The organism is Halorubrum yunnanense, from assembly GCF_026586675.1.
GTDB lineage: Archaea > Halobacteriota > Halobacteria > Halobacteriales > Haloferacaceae > Halorubrum > Halorubrum yunnanense.
The window spans coordinates 1-2,369 of record NZ_JAODIX010000047.1; the positions used below are offsets into that span (position 1 = coordinate 1).

Genomic DNA, 2,369 nt, shown 5'->3' on the forward strand with positions numbered 1-2,369 from the left:
CGCCATCACCAACATAGAACCACTGTGTGAGCCGCTGTAACCGTGACTCAGCATCTATTCAACACAGCAGAAAGAAGAGTCCTCAAAGGGCGTAGAGAACTGGACGGTCAGTATCCGAGAAGAGACGGCAGAGTACCTTGCCCGCTGGCTGGAAGAGCGTGAGATGTACGAGAAGTACGACGACACCGATCGCCTTTGGCTCACTCGCCACGCGAACCAGTACAAAGCGTCTTCCCTCCGCTACCTCATGGACAGTATCTCGGAGCTTGCAGGCGTCCAGCGGGATGTGACGTGGTACGCTATCCGTCCTCGACGGGAACGTACATGGCCCGAGAGGAAGGACTCGCAGCGGCTCAGTCGCAACTGCGTCACAAGGAAACGTCCACGACGATGAAATACGACCAAGTTCCGAACGAAGATCGGCGAGACGCGCTTGATCGAATGGGGTAACACTATTATGAACCTCACTCTCCGTCAGCTTGTCTTCCTCGAACACGAAATGGAGAAGATAGTCGACTCCAAGGATCGAGATTCTGAGGATCGTAGCCACGCGTCTTCCATATTAGGACGCATTGAGGGGGAGATAGAATGGGAAGAGGAACAGCACGAGGAGTTAAACGGTAGCGGCCAGCCGACCGAGCTTTTCTCGTAACGCAAAACTCAGCTCACTTGGGATGCTTGGAATGTTTTCGAAGACCGCAACGGCGTCTCGTTTCGGCGGAGTGTGAGTGTCCGGCAGACAAGCACAACGAGAAGTACGACTGTAAGCACAAGGTCGCGCTGGCGACGATCGGCGGCCCGGTAATTCTACAAGCCGCTGTTGACTGCCCAACCCCCAGGTCGAAGGTGGAGAAATCACCCGGCAGACGTTGGAAGATCGACTCCGCGCTGACGTGGGAGCTGTTACCGACAACACTTCCAAAGATTCGGCTCCCCCTCAATGCGGAGGAATCCGAGGAGTGTGACTGTGCGGGACTATCCGGCGACTTCCCCTGTTGGCGGTGCGTGAGAGATGGGAAGCGGGAACTGCCGAACAAGTAGAACTACTCGATTTCTCGCGGTTCAAGCGGATTTTTAGGTCGGGCAACACGGTCGCGGAGGTGTTCTTTTCGCACCTCTCTATCTCTCCGAGGGAGTAAGATAGGTGCTGAAGAATCATGCACAGAATAGCTGTGTGGCGTAGACTTTGTCGTCATCGGTGAGTTCGATCCCGACACCAGTTTCCGACCACCCTTCTCGAAGGATGTTTTCACGGTGTGGTGGTGAGTTCATCCACTGTGTTACGAGTGATTCAGCAAGTTCCTCTTCATCGCCGATGTACTTTTGCCCTTCTACCGTATCCACTTGTTCTTGATACCACGTTTGGGCGATATTTTCTCCACCAGCATCACAGCTCGCCACGGTGAGCCGTTGCTCCGTAGTTGAGCCGGGAAGGTCGTGTGCTAACTCATCGTGACCAACCATATCTTCGCTGTGTAATCGGGCTTGTTCTTGTAGGCTTGTTGATGACGAGAGGCTGGCTAATCCGTGATCGGCTCGCCGCTCGTTGATTCCTTCTCGTACAAGTTTCTCGACCTGCTGCTCGTCTATCTCTGCGGGGTCGGTCGCGTTTGTGGCCGCGTCAACCACCGGCGAAGCAAGCTCTCCAGGAGAGGAATTGACAGGCCCGAACCCCGCCTGCCCAGCGAGTACCACAACTATGCCGAGTAACAGAGTGACCTTCGTTATGTTCCAGATGGCTGTCGCTGGATGCCGAAATGACGCTTTTGTCGTGCCAGCCACTCTCGAAGCTATCCCTGTCGGCACACCAATTAATAGGCGAAAAAAGCCTTTCACTCGGATTGAATCGCTATTTTCGGCTTCTGGTCCCTGTGTTTGCGCTGAAGTATCACGAACTACTGATCCATCCGGAGCTACATCTGGCGAGCTGCCTACATCAAGCGCTCTGTTTGAGTCGCCACTTACGTTATCTTGGGCCGGCGGATTGAAGCAGTCCGCTCGGTGGTCAGCAAGGTGTTCTCCACAGAAGACCTTCTCGCAGTACGGGCACCCCGCAGCCTCATGCTCGAGGAGTTCCGTCTCACACGTTTCACATTCATCTGTCGGCTCCGCAGGTTCATCGGCTGGGTGTGTCGTGGTACGATCCTCTGTGTGTGACTCCTCGACGTTTGATAACTCAAACCCGTCTTTAAACCAAGGCCCAGCGTCCTCATCCGCCTCGCGTTTTAGCGCCCGCTGTGCCTGTTCAAGCTTGAGCTCCTGACAGTCATGAGCTTCAGGGAGCCGATGTTCTGTACAAACGCTCTTCTGTAGGAGATTGTTGATACTGTTGAGCTGTCGCTGTGGAGTCGAAGAGGACAAGGGCACCG

At 54.7% G+C, this 2,369-nt stretch carries 2 protein-coding genes and 1 pseudogene; 2 read left to right on the forward strand and 1 reads right to left on the reverse strand.

Annotated features, from left to right (window positions below; genetic code table 11):
• Positions 1 to 70: 70 nt before the first annotated feature.
• Positions 71 to 450 (forward strand): annotated as a pseudogene (locus N5096_RS16525) (tyrosine-type recombinase/integrase); the annotation flags it as partial.
• Between the two features lie 7 nt (positions 451 to 457).
• Complete coding sequence (locus N5096_RS11555; RefSeq protein ID WP_267664871.1) at positions 458 to 652, forward strand: hypothetical protein; 195 nt, start codon at positions 458 to 460, stop codon at positions 650 to 652.
• Between the two features lie 503 nt (positions 653 to 1,155).
• On the opposite strand, the gene N5096_RS11560 is transcribed toward N5096_RS11555, so the two are convergent.
• The coding region (locus N5096_RS11560) for a CAP domain-containing protein (RefSeq protein WP_267664872.1) at positions 1,156 to 2,369 on the reverse strand (1,214 nt) is incomplete at its 5' end.